Below are 20,881 nucleotides of genomic sequence, written 5' to 3' on the forward strand. Positions count from 1 at the left end.
AACACCGTCCGGCTGAAGGTTTGGAAGGGATTCATCGTGGTCGGCCGCAAGGGCCCGAACAGGCTTCCGCCTCCACACCTTCAGGCGCGTTCATATTCGTCATCGGACAATTGCAGAAATCGATTGCTTGGATAGGCACACATTTACGAAATGGATTCACTCTCGTTCGCTCCGCCCTTCTGCTGAGCAGTTGCGGGGTCGCAGGCGGCGGGGGATCGCCATCCATGCCTCCTCTCATAGTCGAGGGGGGGGCAGTTTCTCAATTTGGGGACAACTGAGACGTCCGGTGCTCTTAGGCAGAGGAATCATCCGAGATCCCTCCTGCAACATCATTTCCCGCATCCACAGGCTTGCCGGATCACTATTGTGGAGCGCAGGCCATTGAACGGCCTCCGTGAATGCGGGAGGAAGTGGCGGCGGAAGTTTGACAATCCGCAGGGGTGTTGTTTTTGCGAAATGCTGCGCCAGCCGTAAGGGCATGGTCCCGATCCGGCTGGTGCCTGATACAACGGGCGGGATCAGGCTAAAGCCGTGTACGACAACTTCGATGCGTCTCTCGAAACCGTGCTCGAGCAAATACCATTCCTCCATGGAGAGCTGCCGGGTGTCCCCGAATTTGAACACAACCTGCCCCATCGATAAGTATCGCTCCAATGTAAGTGGCTCTGATAGCTGCTTGTTCGTGCCGCAGCCTACGCACACGAGCATATCTTCGAACAGGGCTGCGCGAGGATGTTTCGACATGAATACTTCCGGCATGATCAGAAAATCAACGTCGCCGCGCCGGAGAAGCTCCTCGGGATCGTCGGAAATAGGGAGACATTCAAAGCGGACGGCGGGAGCTTCCCGCGCAGCACGTTCTACGATCTTCTTAAAAAATACGAGCGTGATGTAATCGGAAAGGATAATCCGGAAGCGACGATCCGATTGGGCTGGGTTGAAGGCGTCCCAGGAAATAATCGATAGCTGGATGTGCAGCAATGCCTCCCTGACTGCTGGGGCGAGCCCCTCAGCGCGAGGCGTCAAAATGAGCTCGCGGCCGCTCATCGTAAATAGCTCATCGCTGAAATAGGCGCGTAACCGAGCAACGGCGGCGCTCATTGCCGGCTGGCTCAGGTTAATACTGCGGGCCGCCGCGGTGACTTTACGTTCCCTGACCAGAGCGTCCAACACAACGAGGAGATTCAGATCGAGTCCCTTAAAACGCATGTCTTGATCTAGGCGGCGTGTGAATGGGTTGCGACCAAACATTCAATTCGAATGGTGAGTAGCGTCAACGCATCAGCCTTCGACGAAAAAGAGCAATCGAAAAGAAGAAGGGCAAAACTGTGTATATGCAAAGCGCGCCGATATGCAGGCCCATTTTGTCAATCGGACGGCCAAGCATCGCTGGACGAATGAGGTCGATTGCATGTGCGAGCGGTAATAAGGAGGCAGCATACTGAAAAGCGCCGGGCAATTGGTTGATCGGAAACATCGCGCCGCAAAGGAACAGCATGGGTGTAATAACAAGCGTATTATAAAATATGAAATATTCATAACTGGGCGCAAGCGCCGTGACGACCATCGCTAGACTCGCGAAGGCGAGGCCATTGAGAGCGATGACTGGCAGCAAGCAGAGGATGGATGGCCACGATGCGTAGCCGAGCGTGGTGGCAACAATAGTGATTGCTGTGCCCGCCATGAGGGCCTTCGTGGCTGCCCACGCCAATTCGCCGAGTAAGATATCGCCGAGCGTCAGCTGAGTGCATAGCATTCCTTCCCAGGTGCGCTGGTCGCCCATGCGGCCGAAACTCCCGTAGACCGTTTCAGCGGTCGCCGATGCCATCACGCTTGTGGCAACCATGCCAGCCGCGAGAAACGCAATGTACGAAGTGCCCTCAACAGGACCTATCATTGTTCCGATGCCAAAGCCGAGACCGAACAGATAGATCATCGGATCGGCGAGGTTGCCGAGAACCGATGCAAGCCCGATTTTCTTCCATCCAAGATAGTTGCGGCGCCAAACCGCGACCCAATTCCACGCATTGGCGGGCATGCCCGCCGCATAACGTTCGCCCATTGTTCAGTCCTCCATCTCGCGCCCGGTTAACCGCAAAAACACATCCTCGAGATTGGGGGGACGCTGCAGAAGGCGTAGACCCGTGCGCCCGCGTAGCTGCGCCAGCACCTGCTCCGGATCGGGTGCATAGCAAAAAAGCGTCTCACCGCTCACCTCGATGCGCTGTGCGTACGGCCGGATCAGCGCACCCAGTTCATGCGGATTGCCGCCGTAGACCTCGACCACGTCACAGCCGATCTGCTCGTCAATGAGTTCGGACGGGCGACCTTCGGCGATCTTGCGCCCCTCCTCCATAACGCACAGCCGATCGCACAGCCGCTCGGCCTCTTCCATGAAATGGGTAGTCAAAAGAATGGTCTTGCCCCGCGCCAGCAGCGATCGCAGCCGATCCCAGATCAGGTGGCGGGCCTGCGGATCGAGGCCGGTGGTCGGCTCGTCCATCACCAGCAAGTGCGGGTCATTGATGAGCGCACGCGCGAGCGTCAGGCGCCGCTTCATGCCGCCGGACAGTTCGGCGACGCGCGCATCCGCTTTGTTCTCGAGGCGGGCGAACTCAAGCAGCGATGGTATGACCGCATCGATCTGGCGTCTGCTCATCCGGAAGTAGCGCCCGAACACCAACAGGTTCTCGCGTACAGTGAACGCGGCATCAAGATTGTCGAACTGCGGGACCACGCCGATGCGCATACGTGCCAAACGCGCGCGCGCCGGCACTGGAGCGCCGAGCACAGTAATCTTCCCCGCATCAGGCGATGTCATGCCGAGGACCATACGCGCAATCGTGCTTTTGCCCGCGCCGTTCGGTCCCAAGAGCCCGAAGCATTCCCCCGCCGCAACGCGGAACGACAGCCTGTCGACAACGAGCTTGTCATAAGTTTTGCTTACGTCAGTAAGGTCGATCGCTATCATGGACATGGGTTCATTTTACCGAGCGGGACGACAAAACTGGCGGTTGCTTGGTTCCCTGCCGATCTGAAACTGTAACTCGTCTTCGCCATCCCCGCCGTCGATAACGAACTGATCGACATCACAAGGATCTAGCCGCTGCTCCGCTAAAGCGGCGACAATTGCGTCGAGATTATCGATGGATTGGTAACGCGGATCGTTGTGCCGCTTTTCCTGGTCATCGCAGAAGACGAGCCGTCCATCCTCGACCAGGGCGATCGCCCCATCATGGGTCAGCTTGGTACCACAGATGCGCATAGTGTCTCCACGTTAACGGCGATAGATTCGAGATTCATCAGGAAGCGGAAATCGGGTTCCGGAAACGGACGAGCAAGCAGTCTTCGTTGACCGACTCGCCCCGACACTCAAGCCGCTCTACCTCGATCAACGTTTCGTTCAGCATGGCGATGACCGGCTCAGCACCAGCGGCGTGACCCCAGCGACGGCAATTAGCATCCCTTGCCGATCCGAAGATCAGATGCCCGCCTGGCGCAAGCACCCGCACCAGGTTTTTGATGGCCGCGCGCATCTCGGCTATGTCTCCGAGGTAGTAGAGGACCTCCGCCACAACGATCACGTCAAACAACTCGTCGGTCGAAAACTGTTGAACATCGCAGACTATCCAGTTGATGCGCGACGGCTCCTTTATCCGTTGACGTGCTCGAGCAATCGCTTGCGCCACGACATCGATGACGGTGAGCCCTTGGCAGTAGGGGACTAGTTTTTCCGTGAATGCGCCGGCAGCGCACCCGACTTCGAGGGCATTTGTAATGGAGCCTTGGGCAAGCGCCAGCTGGAGCATTTGCGTGTGGCGCTTCCGCTCGAATGGATTGCCGTCGAGGCGCCACGGATCGTCAGCGGCCAATTCCCGATCAAGCAACTGATGATTCACGTTCTGGGTCAAACTCGTGCACCTCTCGTCCATTAGGTATTGCGGTCAGTCGTCGCCGCAAATGTTGTCCGACAGGACTAATTCCGAAGAATCCCGCGCAAGATTGAGCCTGCGAAGCGGAGCCGAATGGGGCGAGAGTTCTGCCCTGCTGGAACCAGTGATCGGAGCTTGGGTGGGGGCCTGTTTTCCCCCAGTGTTCGATGTAGCGACAGCAGAGCTTCGCGACAGCCAATCGCTATTGCTCAAGGTACACAGCGCGTAGGCCTTCAACGGAAGCAAGAGAAAGACGTTGATGAACGTGTGCAGCGAAAAGCCAAGAAATCGAAATTGTCGAGCACGAAATGCTACCACGCTGCATCGGAGCATGGTCATGGACACAATCATCAGTCCTGTCCACCAAGGCACAGTGCCTGTCAGTGCGAAATGTGCGAGGCCCGTTAATACCGATAGGGCGAGGAGTAGCGCGCCGAGATTCTGTCCGACCACGTCCAACGTGAGATAGCTATTTAGGCTAGGCAGCAAGCGCAGCCCAAGCAGCGTGTCCCGGAATGTGCTTCGTGCCCAACGGAGTTGCTGGCGCAGATACGGTCCGAGTCTGTTCGGAACGACTGTGGCCGCGATGGCGCTCGGAACGTATTCGGTTCGAAAGCCTGCTTTCAGCATCAGGATAGTGAGATGGCGATCCTCACCGAAGTCGCTTGGCTTGCCCCGAAAAAATTGCGACTCGTACTGGTCCAGTAACAAAAGGAGCGCAGACCGGCGGTACATGGCACATGGGCCGCAACAGCACATAACGGCACCGAAGCGAGCCTGTGCCGCGCGCTCCTCGTTGCAAGCCAGCCAGTACTCCATGTCTATCAGCCTGGTCAGCCAGCTCTCGGTTCGGTTACTGGCCGTCAATTGACCCATGACTGCGCCGACCGCTGAATCTCGCATCTTCGGTACAAGCTTGGAAATGACGTCGGGCGCGAGTACCGTGTCTGAATCAACGTTAAGCACCAGATCCCCTGATGAGCGTCGTATCGCGGCGATCTGCGCCTTGCGCTTTCCAACATTCTCGGGAAGCAAAATGATGTCGAACCTGGGGTCGCGCGCGTAGTCTTCGTGGACAGTTCCTAAGGCTTCGCGATTTCCAGAACCGTCATCAACCAAATAGACCCGAAGTCTTCCGGCGTATTCTTGGTCTGCAATGGAAGCCAGGCACTCTGAAAGCGTGCGCGGATCCTCGTTGAAGCAGGGGACGATGACATCCACGCTGGGCAGTTTGTCGGAGCCGACGAGAACCTCCAACCCCGACGAATCCTTTGTCGGCATAGCATAAAGCCCTTGCATGCTCTTATAGGCAGTCGAGAGCAGTGCATAAAGCGAAATGGCCACAGTGCTGGTTGTACCAAGAAGAGTCATGGGATCTCGTTGTTCAGTGATGTTGAGGAAGTGAGCGGATTACAAATCCGCGCTCACGCAGTGCTGGAATCAGCCGGGACAGCGCCGTGACCGTCTGGTCGCGCATGCCGGCGTGAGCGCCCTGGCTCAACTCGCCGGGAGGGCATCCGTCGTGCAAGAGTACAATTGCGCCCGGCCGGACGGAGGCGAGCACTTTATCGATAATCGCCTCGACTCCAGGGCGAGACCAATCTCGAGGGTCGACGGACCAATGAAGGGCCGCCAGCCCGGCGATCTGTGATGCTGTGCAGACTTCTTCGCTCCAGGCGCCGTAGGGCGCGCGAACAAAGCGGACCGAGGCCTGCGGGCACGCTCTCATGATGGCGTCGTTCGCTTCAAAGACCTCACGTTGCACTTCGCCGAAACCGCATTGGTACAGATCCGGATGAGACATCGTGTGGTTGCCTACCTCGTGCCCTTCTGCGATCATCCGTTGGATTAGATATGGGTGCTCTAAGGCGTAGGCGCCGATGACGAAGAAAGTCGCCGGCACTCGCTGCTCTGCCAGCACGTCGAGAATCTCCGGTGTGAAAAGTGGATTGGGACCGTCGTCAAACGTCAGATAAACGCTTCGACGGCCGGTGCCGTCAGAGCACTCACGGCGCACTTCGTACAAGCAATCGGACCGGCTCATAGCTCTGGTCCGTTCCGATCTATCATCGTGCCCGTGGGCCATTCGCTGATCGGCCGTCCAACTGGCAGAACAATTGTGAGTGCGTCATCGATGCGTGTGGGCGGCAGGTCGAGGCGGGCCTCTGGTCGGGTGGAGCGCACGCGAATTCCCGACAAAACGGCCATAGGGCTGTATCGCCGTCCGAACCTCTCAACATGATTCCGCAGCGCGTCCCTGACCGTTCCGAAAGCGAATGGAACGCCAAGCTCCTGCAGTATTGGAAGCATGACATGGATTGAATGGGCGATTCCCAGACCCTCAAGGTCCGGACGTACCCCGTACAGGCCCAGTTCAGCCACCAACAGGTCGACCGCGTCGACCTTGATGAAACGGCGCAGTATGCCCATGTGAGCCGCTACACCGCTTGAATCATAGGCGATTACGCGGAGTTCAGGCCTGGCTCCGGCCCAGCTTCGACTACCTTCGAACGGTTCTGCGTTGGACGCCCCAGTCGGCCCGTACGTATCACGAAAGAACTCGGCGAGCTTAACGTGATCGGAGAGCTGCAACTCGTTTTCCCAGCACAACTTCCACTGCACCTGATGGCGCATTCAGGACCTCTCTTCATATTGGTTTTTGCGGCCGCATTACTCGACCAAAGCGGCGTTGTTGGCTGCACTCAGCCGTTGTCGTTGGCGAAGGTGAGCCAGACACTCTCTCGAAGTTCCGGCCCGTGTCGTCGATTTGAGCTTGACGTCGCTCATTTACGTTCCTCTAATGCATGGCTCGTAAATTCGTAAAATTGATTGTTTGAATGATACGCATCCACACGTTGGATAGAACATGACATGCGTTTTAAAGGGCTGGATCTAAATCTCCTCGTTGTGCTGGACGCTCTGATGAGGGAGCGTAAAGTCACTGCCGCGGCTCGCAGTATCAACCTGAGCCAGCCGGCCATGAGCGCCGCCGTTGCTCGGTTACGCGCCTATTTCAACGATGAGCTATTTACGATGAACGGCCGCGAGCTCATTTTGACACCGCGCGCCGACGGGCTCGCTCCAGCAGTCCGGGATGCATTGCTGCACATCCAGCTATCGATTATTTCCCCCGACGCCTTCAACCCGGCCCAATCGGATCGCCTCTTCCGAATCATGCTTTCCGATTACATCACGCTCGTATTTTTTAGGACGATAGTAGAGCGCGCTGCGCGGGAAGCTCCCGCCGTTCGCTTTGAATGTCTGCCTATTTGCGACGACCCCGAGGAGCTTCTCCGGCGCGGCGACGTTGATTTTCTAATCATGCCGGAAGTGTTCATGTCGAAACATCCTCGCGCAGCCCTGTTCGAAGATAAGCTCGTAGGCGTAGGCTGCGGCACGAACAAGCAGCTGTCGGAGCCACTTACATTCGAGCGATACTTGTGCATGGGACATGTTGTGCTCAAATTCAGGCACACCCGGCAGCCCACCATGGAGGAATGGTATTTGCTCGAGCACGGTTTCGAGAGACGTATCGAAGTTGTCGTACAGGGCTTTAGCCTGATCCCGCCCGTCCTGTCAGGCACCAACCGCATCGGGACCATGCCCTTACGGCTGGCGCAGCATTTCGCAAAAACAACACCCCTGCGGATTGTCCAACTTCCGCCGCCACTTCCTCCTCCTGCATTCACGGAAGCCGTCCAATGGCCTGAGCTTCACAATAGTGATCCGGCAAGCATGTGGATGCGGGAAATGATGTTGCAGGAGGCATCTCGCCTGGCGCCTTTGCCTGAAATCATTGAGCGTCTCGGGCACGCCGATCCGACCTTTCGTTTCTTGGTACCGACTGCCACCTCGAAATCGCGTGCGAAGTCCCGGAAGATGTTGAGCCCCACCTAATCACCGCCTGTAAGACAGGCTGATCAGCATGTTCGACAAGCGCCGGCGCGGCGCGTGTTACCTACGTTCTGGGGCTGATCTCAGGCGAGTTGCTCGTCGAGGATGTGTGGCAGAGTGATGCCAGCTGCCTTGATTGCCCGCTTTGGCCGTAGGTGGTGACGACGCGAGCATTCTTTTCGATGGCGGCTTCTGGAGGCGGACGCGATCGCGTAGGAGCGGTTGCCCTTCGGGCGTCGGGCCTTTGGCCCGGCAGAGCGGCGCAGTTCCTTGCTAAGTGCGAGGGGCCGGAACGAGCAGAACACACGCCCGGGCTGCTACTGAATTGACTGCCGCCTCGATTTGCGTGCGAAGTCCCAGAAGATGGTTAGCCCGGTTAAATTCCTACCTTGCCGGCTGTGCCGCGGCTTTTCACGTGCAGCCAGGCGAGGAGATGGCGGTCGACGAGGTCGACCCCAAATGGACTGTGCTGGCCTCGCTCGGCTCTTGCCGTGCGGGATCATTGACCACACCCCCTGCACGAGAACGTGGGGCATGTTGGCAAGTGAAGCCGGTGGAGGTTGACGCTGCGGATCTAGGCAATCTACCTCGCGCTTCCGCCTTCATATATTTTCCGGCAGATGGATGTCGAACGGCAGAAATGTCTGTCCGGGTGTTTCAGCGGTGCCGGTCTCGATAGCCCGTGTCATCAGCGTTATCAGCTCCTGGCAAAGCCGGCGCATTGGCGTGGCGACCGCCATCGTGACGATGTTATCTGCAAGCGCTGCCCGAGACTCAGGTGTGATTTCATTCACGATCGCGACGAGATCCCGACTTTTGCCCTCTTCTCGGAGCGCGGAGATGGCGCCCTCCATGCCGCCGCCGGCGACATAGAAGCCGACGAGCTCGGGCTCCCGCTGCATGAGATCAAGCGTTGCCTCGTAGGTGATCTGCCGTTTCTCGAGGTTCATGACCGGATCCAGCACCTCGAACGTGGGCGCGTTCTCACGGCAATAGGAGCGAAAGCCGACGTCACGGAGCTCGTGCCCCTGGAAACGATGGCTGCCGACAAACACCGCCACTTTGCCGGGCCGTTTTGCGACCTTGGACACCATCCAAGCGGCCGTGCGCCCCACCTTGCGGTTGTTGAGGCCGATATACCCCTGTCGCACGCCGGCGGCGAAGTCGGAAAGCAGCGAGAAAACCGGAATGCCCTTGGCCTTGAGGTCCTCAACCGCTGCTGTGATTTTCGGGTGGTCCGGTGCCACCATCGCGATTGCATGGCAGCGTGCGCCCAACTCCTTGAGCGGCGCGATCAGGTCGCTCGGCATATGTGACGGGGCGAATTCGACGAGCGGAATGCCGTGGAAGGACTGGGCCAAATTGACCGATGCTTCGACCTCGCGCGCAAAATCTTGGTAGAAATGCTGGGCCGGTTTTCTCAAGATGAAGCCCAGACGGTAGTGCGGTAGGTCTCGCCGCAACCGCTGCTTGATTAGCCCGGCAGCATGATAGCCGATCGCCTGGGCGGCGTCGTGGACCCGCCGCGCGGTCTCCTCGCGCACCGGATGGCGGGCGTTCAGAACCCGATCGATCGTTGCTACGCTGACTCGGGCTTCGCGGGCGAGATCGGCAATTGTGGGGCGCTTGGTCATAGGTCCTATTCTGATTGGTTTTTGACGCGGGCCGGCTCTCTGTCCGCCTAACGCGTTTCGGTTTCGGGTGGCAAAGTGAAGACGTCCCCATACGAATGGGCACAGCGTGTTGGACGAACATCATTGCAGACGTAAACCGGCCGGGTATACTGAAAGGCTCATTCGCTTAAAGGGCGGTGACGATTTGCACTCACACATTTAGCGCTTCTGATACATGGTCCGTGAGGAGCCGTTTAGAGGCTGCGGGTCGGTCGTTCAGTTATGTGACCAGCTAAGCGACTTCACAGGTCGTGGGCCGCCCACCTTACTTGCAGGAGGGTAGCCGGTTTGATGCCTCGGTAAGCTGATGACCGCTGAAGGCAGCTTTCATCTGTGCTCGGTCCAACTCTCCTTCCCAGCGTGCGACGACGAGGGATGCCACTGCGTTGCCGACGCAATTCGTCAGCGCCCGGCATTCGGACATGAATCGGTCGATGCCGAGTATCAGTGCCATCCCAGCAACGGGAACACTCGGAACTACCGCGAGCGTAGCCGCCAGGGTGATGAAGCCCGCACCTGTCACACCTGCAGCGCCCTTGGAGGAAAGCATTGCTACGAGCAGCAGCAGCACCTGATCGCCGATGGACAGATCCGTGTTCGTCGCCTGTGCGATGAAGAGAGCCGCTAGCGTCATGTAGATATTCGTGCCGTCCAGATTGAACGAATATCCGGCCGGGATGACGAGACCCACAACCGAACGCCTGGCGCCCGCCTTCTCCATTTTCTCCATCAGCGACGGGAGCGCCGCCTCCGAGGAGGACGTTGCGAGGACAAGCAGCAGCTCTTCCTTGATGTAACGAATGAGAGAACAAATCGAAAAGCCGTTGTAACGGCAGACTGCGCCGAGAACCCCGAACACGAAGAGGAAGGCGGTGAAATAGAACGTCGCGACCAGCATCGCGAGGTTGACTACCGAACCGATGCCATATCTGCCGATGGTGAAGGCCATCGCGCCAAAAGCGCCGATCGGCGCGGCCTTCATCAGAATTCCGACGAGCTTGAAGACAGGCACAATGAGCGCCTGGAGGAAGGAAACGACAGGCTTGCCCGTCTCTCCGGCCATCGCAAGCGCCATGCCGAACAGAACCGAGAAGAACAGCACCTGCAGGATGTCGCCTTCCGCGAAGGCACCGACGATCGTTGGCGGGATAATGTTCATCAGGAAGCCGGTGACCGACTGCGCTTTGGCTTTTGCGGCATAGGTATTCACGGCCTGGACATCGAGCGAGGCCGGATCGATGTTCAGGCCGTCGCCAGGCTGGACGACATTGGCGACGATGAGGCCGACGATCAGCGCGAGCGTTGAGAAGGTGAGGAAATAAACCATTGCCTTGCCGGCGACCCGGCCGACCTTATGAAGATCGTTCATGCCGGCAATGCCGGTCGCAATTGTCAGGAAGATGACAGGCGCGATGATCATCTTGACCAGCTTGATGAAGGCATCACCCAGCGGCTTCAGGCTCTCGCCGGTCTCCGGATAAAAATAGCCAATTGCGACGCCGAGCGCGATGGCGGCAAGCACCTGGGCGTAGAGCTTGGTGTACAAGGGTTTGCGGGGCGCGGGACTCGCGCCGCGGACTTGTGCAGCTGACACTGTTTCTCTCTCCCTGACCGGATCGAGGTGGCGTGACTTCTCCCGGGCTTCTCCCTATCGCGGCGCTCCGGTCGAACGCTGCACCAACGCCGCCGCAATACCCATGCCAGATGAATCCGATCACCTGAACTGATGTGGGCTCGCCAATGATGGAGGAATGCGGTGTCAGACCAGCGGGCAAGGCCGCGGTCCCAACGCCCTTGATGGTCTGTGGCAGAGTGCCGCCGGTCGATCCCTCTGGCTAGCGGTTTTGCTGCACAGAGCGTGGTGGGTTCCTCGTTGGCCGGCTTTGGACCGGGCCCCATCGTTGGCGCCAGCGCGTACCAATAGGTCGCCTGTTCAAGGCCGTCCAGATGACAGGCTAACTTACCCCTGTTCGGAAGCGCTCGTTTCTAGACAGCCTACGACCATGCAGCCACTGCAATCACAGAATAAATTCGGACGGCCTTTTGGACGACCCATTTTGCAAATCAACGCCCGCAGCAGGGGCAGCCGTTTTCAAGCGGTCGCATCGTAATCTGTTCAGACTTTTCGATACGCTCATTGAGTGCGCCGATTTCGGCCCCAGGCCGGTGATGGTGCTGACCACGACGATGCGATTCAGAAGTTGCGAGCACCGCCTAGGAAGTCGTACTCAACGCCAGCTTCGCGCCTTCACACCCGACATCGCCGCCGCCTGATCAACTCGAGAAAGATGGCGGTTGCCGCAACCGACCAGTGCCGTTGGCGGTTATTATCGCTCCCGACCCTCCTTCGCGGGCGCTGGTGAATGGCACGGCCCCGCATTTACACTCCGCGCGGTCAGCCGCTCGGGCAACGCATGGCCGGCCCAGGTATTTCTGCTTCATCGCAAAGATAGAACTGATGAATCCTATCATAGGCCGCGAGGTTTCCTTTCACAGATGAAAGAAAGCTCGATTGACTATGCCGCCTCGCTCCAGTCTTTTGAAAACAACGTGTGTTTGCCCGGGGCAAGCCAATAACATGGCCAAGCCTCGTGGAGGGAGTAGCCAAGCGATGCGTCAGGGCTAGACCCGCTTTGCACTCGACCACACGGCGGCGGCACGAGTTCACGTCGGAGCATTTTCGCGCGTGCCCACGATGTCGCGGCGCACATGCCGCCAGCCTAGATTTGATGGCGCGAGATCGAGGATCACATGCACCACAACATTAGCAAGTCAGAACAGAATGCCCGCGACTGCGGCATATCGCTGCCGAATGCGATAAAGGGTTGTCCAAAGTCCGACACGAATCCTGCGAGTGTGGCATTGCACGAGCGCGCGCTAACCGGCATCTTCGAAATATCGAAAGTACTCGCCGATGCCGCCCGGCTCGAACTCAAGTTGGCCAAGGTAGTCGATCTCCTGCACTCGTTTGTGCAGATGCGGCACGGCATCATCGCTCTCTGCGATGCCGAGGGCGGACTGGACATCACAGTGGCCAGCGGCTGCGGCACGAACGGCAATGAGCCCTCCCGCTCGCGCCTGCCGCGCAACGCCATCGACCAGATTGTGACGACCGACACGCCGCTTGTCGCCGACGACATAGTGATGCATCCGACCTTCACTGCCGCTGATATCGAGGTGCTTGGGGCCTCCGACACCGTGTCGTTCATCGGCGTTCCCATTCGTGTTGATGGGAACGCCATAGGCGCGCTGACTTTGGACCGGGTTTTGGAAAGCAGGTCAAGCTATCGGCTCGACGATGATGTCCGGTTGCTTACCATGATTGCCAACATGGTGGGACAGACAGTCAAGTTGCATCGTTTCTCCGCGGTCGACCGCGAGCGAACGCCGGAGCTGGAACATCGGCTGCAAACGAAATTTTCTGATGTTAAGCACCCTGCACCCCGGCGCAAAAAGGTCCACGTCGAGGGGATGATTGGTGACAGTCCGGCGATAAGCGCCCTGCTGGAGAAGATCGCGGTCGTAGCGAAGGCAAAAACCACAGTTCTGTTGCGAGGTGAGTCCGGTACCGGGAAGGAGCTGGCTGCCAAGGCAATTCACGAGTTGTCGCCGCGCGCCAAGCGGCCCTTCGTTAAACTCAATTGTGCAGCGCTCCCAGAGACAGTCCTGGAATCCGAATTGTTCGGTCATGAGAAGGGTGCCTTCACAAGCGCATTCAATTCCCGCAAGGGGCGTTTTGAGCTCGCTGACAAGGGGACGTTGTTTCTGGATGAGATCGGCGAGATCTCGGCCTCGTTCCAGGCAAAGCTACTGCGCGTGCTGCAGGAGCAGGAGTTTGAGCGCGTCGGCAGCAATCAGACCATCAAGGTCGATGTTCGCGTGATTGCCGCCACGAACAGGAACCTGGAAGAGGCGGTTGCAAGGAATGAGTTCCGCGCCGACCTATACTACCGCATCAACGTGGTTCCCTTGCTGGTACCAGCATTGCGCCAAAGGCGCAGCGATATTCCGCTCCTCGCAGCTGAGTTTCTCAAGAAGTTCAACGACGAGAACGGCTGTACGCTCACCTTCGATCCGCGTGCGATTGAAGTGCTGATGAAATGTGAGTTTCCCGGCAACATTCGCGAGCTTGAAAATTGCGTGCACCGGACAGCGATCCTGGCCGAGGGACTGTCAATCGGGAGAAACGACTTTGCCTGCTCCCAAGGCCAATGCTTTGCCGAGGCGCTGTGGAAGTGCAGATCGGGCAAGGCCGCGCTGCAACCACCGCCGATCATGCCGGAGTCAGCGAATTTGGCCACGCCCCCGGACGAGGCCGCCAGTTCGGCCGCGACTAACCCACTTGCCGGCGCAACCCACCCAATTGGCGCGAGGACGCCCGATATAGAGCGCGTCATTGCTGCCATGGAAAGATGTGGCTGGGTGCAGGCAAAGGCAGCGCGCTTGCTTGGGCTGACCCCGCGCCAGATTGGCTACGTGCTGAGGAAATACGGCGTCGAGATCAAGCGTCTTTGAAAGCATGACCCTGGGCATGAGCTGAGCAGCTTAGCGCCTTGGCGCCTTGGCGCCGCGCAGCGATGCAGATCCGCGTGCGCGTCAACTCGATTCGACCGAGGACAGGTGGCTGAATTCCCATGTCAGCCGGCGCTGCGACCATTGTGTGAAAGGCAACCCTGCCATCGTCCAATCCCGTCCGCCATGTTGCTCTCGTTGCGAGCTCATGCGGATGCCCCTGTGTGACTGAAACGGAGTTCAATATGTCCGACGCAAAACTGCAAACTGTGCTTTCGGCTCTTTCGCAAGTGACACGACAGTTGGATGCTCTGCCGTCCAACGGACCAGCGCCGGACGCAAATTTTATCAAGCTGAATACGAATGAGAACCCGTTTCCGTTGCCGCCAATCATAATGCAAAGTGCAGTGGCGGCCCTCAAGCGCCAGTATCTATATCCGGATGACGATAACTTCAGACTGAGGGAAGCAGCGTCCAGCGCCTATGGCGTTTCCAGGGATCAGGTCATCGCTGGCAACGGGTCATCTGAACTGCTCGGACTGATCTACAGAGCTTTCCTCGCACCCGGCGACAAGGTTGCGATGATGTCGCCAGGGTTTTCGTTCAACCGCAAACTTGCCATGCTCCAGGGCGCTGAGTTCCTCGAAATCGGATGTCAAGCTCATTCCCTGCCAATGGAGCAATTGCTTTCTGGTCCGGCAAAAGACGCCAAGTTTATTATGTTGGCCAATCCAAACAATCCGACCGGAACATTCCTCCCGATAAGCGATATCGAACGCCTCGTAGCACAATCGGACCGCTTGATTGTCCTCGATGAGGCCTACGTCGACTTTGCACCCGATCACGGACTGCGCCTCATCAACCGGTATTCGAACCTTCTGATCTTGAGGTCATTCTCGAAAAGCTATGCCGCCGCCGGCATTCGCGTCGGTTTCGGTTTCGGTCACCCTGAAATTATTGGAAGGCTGCGAAACATCCAGAACGTCTTCAACATGAACGTGATCGGGCATGCCGTTGGTATCAGCGTGCTTGCGCATCGCGGCGCCTACGCAGACAACCACAAGCACATCAAGGATGAACGAGAGCGAGTGACAGTTGCACTATCGCAACTCGGATTTTCCGTAACACCCTCCCGCGCAAATTTCTTGCTGGCCCGTGTGCCCGCGGGACAGGACGGCTCATGGTGGCAAGCAGCATTGGAGAGGCAAAAGATACTTGTCGCGTTTTTTCCGGACAAAGGCTTGGAACACTGTATCCGCGTCAGCATCGGCACAAAAGAGCAGATGGATGAATTTCTTGCTGCCGCTGGCGACATTGCTGGAAGCTTAACGGTGCCAAGCTCCAGAGGCAGGGAAGCGTCAGGCTCTGCTTCTTCGTTACGCTGACGCTAATCGGCGATCACACACATCTCTTCCGACTTGCTGGTGATCCCAGCAAGAAAACAGCCTGCTTTTAAAATCGGGGACTTAAAGAGTGACAAACGTCTTTCCTTCAAACCTGGCTTTCGGCATCTTCGATCATTTGGATGAGGATGGCCGCGATATAGGCCGGCAGTACGAAGATCGCCTGATATTAGCAGAGGCGTGCGATCAGCTGGGGTTCTATGCCTATCATCTCGCAGAACACCACTGTACTCCCCATGGGAGAGGTCCATCGCCGAATCTGTTCTTATCGAGCGTCGCCCAGCGCACCCGGCGCTTGCGTCTCGGACCCTTGGTGATGCTGCTTGCGCTTTATCATCCGCTGCGTGCGTTCGAAGAGATCTGTATGCTGGACCAGTTGAGCGGTGGCAGGCTCGAACTGGGCATAGGGCGCGGTGCTCTCCCGACCGAATTGGGCTACTTCGGGATTGGTGCGGACGCGGTGCCGGGCCGTTATGCCGAAGCCAGCGAAATTCTTATGCAAATACTTGTGAATTCGAGGGAGGTCGGCACGCTATGCTATCAAGGCCGCCATTTTGATCTCAATGACGTTCCTTTGACGCTAAGACCTCATCAGCGTCCACATCCGCCCACATGGGTCGCTGCCAATCGACCCGAGTCCACAGCTTGGGCCGCTGCGAATGGAACAAATATCGCGTGTGTAGGACCTTCCTCTTCTGTTCGCAAAACTACTGATGCGTTCCGCGCCTATCGAGAGGACAACGCAGGCGGGGAGGATCAAGGGAGATTTGTCGGATTGCTCCGCATGGTCGTGATTGGGCGTTGTGACACACATGCCTATTCGCTCGCGGCACCTGCTTACGCACGCTGGCTCAAGAGCTTCCAATTCCTTTACGAGCTTAACGCTATCCCCACTCCACCAAACTTGCCGCTGACCTTCGATGCGGCAGTCGAGAGTGAATTGTGCGTGGTAGGATCAGCAGAGTCTGTGCGAAAAGCTCTGCTAGATCAGTTGGAAGAGGCAGGTGCCAACTACCTGCTTTGTCAAATGGCATTTGGAAATCTGCCGCTAGATGCTTCCCTTTACACCGCGAGGACCATTCAATCCGAAATCATGGCTCGACTTGGCTGACCATGTGCTCGAGCTTGCACGTGGTGGGGCGGGCAATCGGGAGGAGGCCAAACTGACGACGAGCAGGCGGCACAGAATACCAGCTTTGTGCGTTGGCTGGCGTCTGGGCCATCGTGTGAACATGCACGATCCTAAGGAGAGGGTAGCGGAGCGCGTCACGATGCCGGCACGCGTCTGCTCGTCGCGCTGGCGCTAGTCGTTGCCCATAGCCAGCCGCAGGAGGTTCTTCTCGCCCGGGGCGGCGTCGGTGCGGCGCCCACTAATCCAGCTTCATCAGCGGCCCGTCGGTGGCAAAGCCGTCACTCGCTACGGCGCTATTGAGGGCGCGCTCGCGAGCGGCTTTGCGACGCCCAGCCAACACCTCCAGCGAGCTCGCCCGATGATGGTGGTGCACCGCGGTCGGATACGATGCTGGAGGAAATCGTTCGCAGCCGGTCTTCAGGAATTGCGAGGAGTGCTCGTTCTTGAATGCTGGCTGCTGGCCGGATGCGGTGGCCTGAGTGGTCTGCCGACACGCCCGAAAGTCAACGCCACTACCACAAGGCCGCCAAGATGTCAGGTCTGAGAGCCAGCTTGGACGGTGGTATCGTGTTCGGGAAGGTCGTCGAAGGAGGCGTAGTTGAGATAGTAGAGTTTGGAATACAGGCCGCCCATGGCTATTAACTCATCGTGGTTGCCAGTCGCAATAACTTGGCCATTCTGAAGCACGATGATGCGGTCGGCCCCCCGGACCGTGGCGAGACGGTGGGCGATGACGAGGCCAGTCCGCCCTTCAAGCAGCTTGATCAGAGCCTTCTGAATCTGCAATTCCGTGTAGCTGTCGATATTGGCGGTAGCTTCGTCGAGCACGAGGATCTTGGCGTCAGCGACGAGGGCGCGGGCGAAACTGATAAGCTGGCGCTGGCCGAGAGATAAGTTGTCGCCGCGTTCGCCAAGTTGGGTCTCATACCCGTCGGCGAGGCTCATGACGAAGTCATGCGCGCCGACAGCCTTGGCCGCCTCGATCACCTTGTCGCGCGTGGCTTCCGTCTTCTGGTATCGAATGTTCTCGAAGACCGTCCCGGTGAACAGGAATGGCTCCTGCAGCACCATGGCGACCTGGCGGCCGAGCGATTCCTGGGTGAGGTCGCGTACATCATGTCCGCCGACCAGCACCTGACCCTGCTGAACATCATAGAAGCGGTGGACCAGGGCCATCGCACTCGATTTGCCAGAACCGCTCGGTCCGACTAGTGCGACCGTCTCGCCCGGATTGACCTTGAACGAGACATTTTTCAGAACCGAACGGTTCGGATCGTAGCCGAAGGTGACGTCCCTAAACTCGACCGAGCCGTCCATTTCGGGCGAAAGCACCTCGGCATTGGGTTTGTCCTTAACATCGATCTTGACGTCGAGCACATCCGTCAGGCGCTTGCCTGAGGCCATGGCGCGCTGCATGACCGAATATTGCAGGGTGAGTGAGCGGATCGGGTCAAAGAAGCGCTGGATGTAAAATAGGTAGGCTACCAACACGCCCACATCTATACGGCTATTCATGACCATCGAGCCGCCGACCACAATAACGGCGGCCAAGGCGAGGCCGGTGATGCCATCGACGATGGGCACCATGACCAGTGCATATCTGGCAGCGATCAGGTGGGTCCTAAGGTTGGCATGGGCCCGATCGTCAAAAAGACTGAAATTCACCTGCTGGCGGTCCATTGACTGTATGGTCCGCACGCCGTGAATGGCTTCGGCCAGCGCGCCATTGACGACGGAATTGGTTTCGTGTGCAGCCATGAAGGCGTCGCGGGCACGCGGCAACCAGACAATGCGGACGATCACCAGGATCGGCAGAACCGATAGCGTCAGGAGGCCGAGGCGAAAGTCGAGCCACAGCATTACGAAAACGATGCCGAAGAGAAGCGCAACATCGCCTAGGGAATATACCGAGGTTTCCAGGAACTCCTGTATGGAGTTAACGTCGCCTTGCAGGCGCGACATCAGGCGTCCGACCTCGGTCTTGTCCATGAAAGAGAGCGAAACCTTTTGCAGATGGCCAAACATGGCGCGGCGGATGTCGAACAGGACAGTTTCGGCCATTTTCCCATCCAAGGCTTCCTGCATGTAGCCGGCGGCGAAATTGACCAAAATCGCCGAAAGGAACGCGCCGACGGCCGCAAGCTGGGCTGAGCGATCGGGCCTTGCCGGGTTCATGCCGAGGTCGATCGCGTAGCGGATGATCAAGGGGATGAGAAGCTGCGTCCCGGTGAAGATCAGCATCGCGACAATCGTGACAACTACCTTTGCCCGGTAGGGATGGACGAAGCCCCAGATGCGACGGAGGATGCTCTTGTCGAAAGCCCGGCCGAACATCTCCTCCTCGATCCGGTGCGAGCCGACGACCGCGCGCGGAGGGCGTCTCCCGTCGTCAGGTTCGGCTTCGAGTTCGCCGCGGCCCTGGTCCATCAGCGGGCGCCCCCATCCTGGCTAATAATGCTATCACCCGGGCACGTCTGGAGATCGTAAAGGGCCCTGTAGCGTCCCCGCTTCGCCAGAAGCTCTTCATGCGTGCCGCGTTCTACGATTTCGCCGTTATCGACAAAAAGGATTTGATCGGCATGCTTAAGCGCACTCAGCCGGTGCGCGATGATGATCGTCACCCGATCCTTTGCGAAGCGCCGCATCGCCGCGCGAATGCGCAGCTCGGTGCCGGCATCGATCGCGGCCATCGAGTCGTCGAAAATGATGACGGAGGGGCGCAGCATCATGGTGCGAGCAATCGTGAGACGCTGGCGCTGGCCGCCAGAGAGAGAAACGCCGCGTTCGCCCACGACCGTCTCATACCCTGCCGGGAGCCCGAGGATGTAGTCGTGGAGCTGGGCGAATTCTCCAGCGCGTTCAATTCGCTGTCTCTTCGCCCAGGGATCGCCATAAGCGATGTTGTTCTCGATCGTTGTGGTGAATAGGAACGCATCCTGCTGTACAATCGCGACCGCCTTGCGAAGGCTCTCGAGGGTGACATTGCGTATGTCCTGGCCGTCCAACGTGATGGCGCCACCGGTCACGTCGTAAAAGCGGGGGACCAGATGAGCCATCGTCGATTTGCCGGAACCCGGCGGACCGACGATCGCGATCGTCTCGCCTCTCCGGGCCTCAAAGCTGAGGTTCTTCAGAATGGCGCGGTTTTCGGCGTTGGGGTAGGCAAATGAGACATTGTGGAAGCGCAGAGTGCCGTCACTTATCTCAAGCGGTCTGGCCTCGAGAGCATCCCTGATGGTGATCTCCTGATCGAGGAGACCGAAAAGCCGCGAACCGCAGCTAGAAGCGCGGGCAAACGCATTGACCATGAGACCGATCTGGCGGACTGGCATTTGCAGCATGGTCATGAAGGTCAGGAAGGTCGCCATGGTTCCGACGCTGATCTCGCCAGCGACGAGCTTGTTGCCACCGATCCCAAGCACCAATCCCATTGCGAAAAAGTAGGACAAGGTCATCGCCGACGTGTTGGGTACGTAGATGTCAACGAGATCGTTGGCGAGGTCGAGCGCGTTCTTGGAAGCGCCGTCGAACTTCAGCATCTCATAGGATTGAGCCGCAAAAGCGCGGACCACACGGATACCTGCGAGATTTTCCTTCATCACGCGGCTTAGTACCGAAAGGCGCTCATAGAGGTCGAGCCAGGTGGCGCGCAGCTTAAGCTGTGTGGTCGATGAGCGCCAAGCGACAAAAGGCACGAAGCTGAGCGCGGCCAAGCCGAGCACGGGATCGGTCGAGATCATCATGTAAGCGCCAATCCCGATCAGCATCGTCAGCAGGAGCACCCGCATGAGCCCGGTGGAAAAATACATCCGCACGCCTTCGAGATCGAGCATTCCGGCGGTTATCAGATCGCCTGAATGGGCCCGGTCGTGAAAGGAAAAGCTGAGACGCTGGATCTTGTCGTAGTAGGCGAGCCGCAATTCGTACGCGACATGATGCCCGACGGCTTCGGCAAAATAGTTCTGCGCCATCGTGAAAACGCCGCGTAGCGCGCTGACGGCGAGCAGCAGGAGAGCCGGGGCCCAGAGCGCTTGTCCTGCCGCAGCCCCCGCGACACCGCCCCCGATAGCTGTCTGGGTCTGGTCGACAGCCCGGCCGAGAAGCTGGGGAATGAGCAACTGGAGGATTGCCGCCATGATCGTCGAGCCCATAGCGAGGGCAACCTGCCACGGATGGCGCAGATTCATACGCGTGATGCGCAACAGCGTACTCAAATCCCGGCCCCAGCGCGCCGCTTCAACATGGGCCAACGAATTCAGTGCGTTCGTTGCGCCGCTGACAGCTTCACTGTTCACGGGTGTATTCCCGACTGCATTTTGCGCCTTCGAGGAAAGC

Annotated in this window: 15 protein-coding genes and 2 pseudogenes; 4 read left to right on the top strand and 13 right to left on the bottom strand. The window is 58.3% G+C overall.

Features of this window, described 5'->3' with window-relative positions; translation table 11 throughout:
• Positions 1-234 precede the first annotated feature (234 nt).
• The 8 genes and pseudogenes from NKI46_RS26850 to NKI46_RS26885 form a co-directional block, all read right to left on the bottom strand.
• Positions 235-1,209: a LysR family transcriptional regulator gene (locus NKI46_RS26850; RefSeq protein WP_023685036.1), complete on the bottom strand. Its 975-nt coding sequence runs from the start codon at positions 1,207-1,209 to the stop codon at positions 235-237.
• Positions 1,210-1,273: 64 nt separating this feature from the next.
• On the bottom strand, positions 1,274-2,062 hold the full coding sequence (locus NKI46_RS26855) for an ABC transporter permease (RefSeq protein WP_023698293.1): 789 nt from the start codon (positions 2,060-2,062) through the stop codon (positions 1,274-1,276).
• 3 nt (positions 2,063-2,065) lie between these two features.
• Complete coding sequence (gene nodI / locus NKI46_RS26860) at positions 2,066-2,977, bottom strand: nodulation factor ABC transporter ATP-binding protein NodI (protein WP_023685034.1); 912 nt, start codon at positions 2,975-2,977, stop codon at positions 2,066-2,068.
• A 54-nt stretch (positions 2,978-3,031) separates the two neighbouring features.
• Positions 3,032-3,265 (bottom strand): annotated as a pseudogene (locus NKI46_RS26865) (carbamoyltransferase N-terminal domain-containing protein); the annotation flags it as partial.
• 37 nt (positions 3,266-3,302) lie between these two features.
• Positions 3,303-3,911 carry a nodulation methyltransferase NodS gene (gene nodS / locus NKI46_RS26870; protein WP_023727107.1) on the bottom strand — a complete coding sequence of 203 codons (609 nt, stop codon included), beginning with the start codon at positions 3,909-3,911 and terminating at the stop codon, positions 3,303-3,305.
• 33 nt (positions 3,912-3,944) lie between these two features.
• On the bottom strand, positions 3,945-5,303 hold the full coding sequence (nodC, locus tag NKI46_RS26875; protein WP_023829773.1) for a chitooligosaccharide synthase NodC: 1,359 nt from the start codon (positions 5,301-5,303) through the stop codon (positions 3,945-3,947).
• A gap of 13 nt (positions 5,304-5,316) precedes the next feature.
• Positions 5,317-5,976: a chitooligosaccharide deacetylase NodB gene (nodB, locus tag NKI46_RS26880; protein ID WP_023672235.1), complete on the bottom strand. Its 660-nt coding sequence runs from the start codon at positions 5,974-5,976 to the stop codon at positions 5,317-5,319.
• Positions 5,973-6,566: a NodA family N-acyltransferase gene (locus NKI46_RS26885; protein ID WP_023694280.1), complete on the bottom strand. Its 594-nt coding sequence runs from the start codon at positions 6,564-6,566 to the stop codon at positions 5,973-5,975. Before NKI46_RS26885 ends, nodB begins: the two co-directional genes overlap by 4 nt.
• A 237-nt stretch (positions 6,567-6,803) precedes the next feature.
• Here NKI46_RS26885 and NKI46_RS26890 point away from each other — a divergent pair, with 237 nt between their 5' ends.
• On the top strand, positions 6,804-7,829 hold the full coding sequence (locus tag NKI46_RS26890; RefSeq protein ID WP_023685028.1) for a LysR family transcriptional regulator: 1,026 nt from the start codon (positions 6,804-6,806) through the stop codon (positions 7,827-7,829).
• A gap of 80 nt (positions 7,830-7,909) precedes the next feature.
• Here the strand turns inward: NKI46_RS26890 and NKI46_RS30985 are convergent.
• From NKI46_RS30985 to NKI46_RS26900, 3 genes and pseudogenes are all read right to left on the bottom strand, one after another.
• Positions 7,910-8,137: pseudogene (locus tag NKI46_RS30985) on the bottom strand (IS1634 family transposase); the annotation flags it as partial.
• 291 nt (positions 8,138-8,428) lie between these two features.
• The gene (locus tag NKI46_RS26895; protein WP_023672231.1) at positions 8,429-9,460 is read right to left on the bottom strand and encodes a LacI family DNA-binding transcriptional regulator; all 1,032 of its coding nucleotides are present in this window, start codon (positions 9,458-9,460) and stop codon (positions 8,429-8,431) included.
• 304 nt (positions 9,461-9,764) lie between these two features.
• On the bottom strand, positions 9,765-11,093 hold the full coding sequence (locus NKI46_RS26900) for a dicarboxylate/amino acid:cation symporter (protein WP_023727109.1): 1,329 nt from the start codon (positions 11,091-11,093) through the stop codon (positions 9,765-9,767).
• Between the two features lie 1,157 nt (positions 11,094-12,250).
• Between NKI46_RS26900 and nifA the strand changes: the two genes are divergently transcribed.
• The 3 genes from nifA to NKI46_RS26915 all read left to right on the top strand — a co-directional run bounded on the left by nifA (position 12,251) and on the right by NKI46_RS26915 (position 16,525).
• Positions 12,251-14,014, top strand: a complete 1,764-nt coding sequence (gene nifA / locus NKI46_RS26905; protein ID WP_023685026.1) for a nif-specific transcriptional activator NifA — start codon at positions 12,251-12,253, stop codon at positions 14,012-14,014.
• 242 nt (positions 14,015-14,256) lie between these two features.
• Positions 14,257-15,396: a histidinol-phosphate transaminase gene (gene hisC, locus NKI46_RS26910; protein WP_023829772.1), complete on the top strand. Its 1,140-nt coding sequence runs from the start codon at positions 14,257-14,259 to the stop codon at positions 15,394-15,396.
• Between the two features lie 88 nt (positions 15,397-15,484).
• The gene (locus NKI46_RS26915; protein ID WP_081726232.1) at positions 15,485-16,525 is read left to right on the top strand and encodes an LLM class flavin-dependent oxidoreductase; all 1,041 of its coding nucleotides are present in this window, start codon (positions 15,485-15,487) and stop codon (positions 16,523-16,525) included.
• A 555-nt stretch (positions 16,526-17,080) separates the two neighbouring features.
• Here NKI46_RS26915 and NKI46_RS26920 read toward each other — a convergent pair.
• Together NKI46_RS26920 and NKI46_RS26925 are read right to left on the bottom strand one after the other, a co-directional pair.
• Positions 17,081-18,973 carry an ABC transporter ATP-binding protein gene (locus NKI46_RS26920; protein ID WP_023727113.1) on the bottom strand — a complete coding sequence of 631 codons (1,893 nt, stop codon included), beginning with the start codon at positions 18,971-18,973 and terminating at the stop codon, positions 17,081-17,083.
• Entirely contained in the window at positions 18,973-20,841 is a 1,869-nt protein-coding gene (locus tag NKI46_RS26925) for an ABC transporter ATP-binding protein (RefSeq protein WP_023829770.1), read from the bottom strand. The genes NKI46_RS26920 and NKI46_RS26925 overlap by 1 nt, the downstream gene beginning before the upstream one ends.
• Positions 20,842-20,881 lie beyond the last annotated feature (40 nt).

The organism is Mesorhizobium sp. M0615 (assembly GCF_040320805.1).
Classification (GTDB): domain Bacteria; phylum Pseudomonadota; class Alphaproteobacteria; order Rhizobiales; family Rhizobiaceae; genus Mesorhizobium.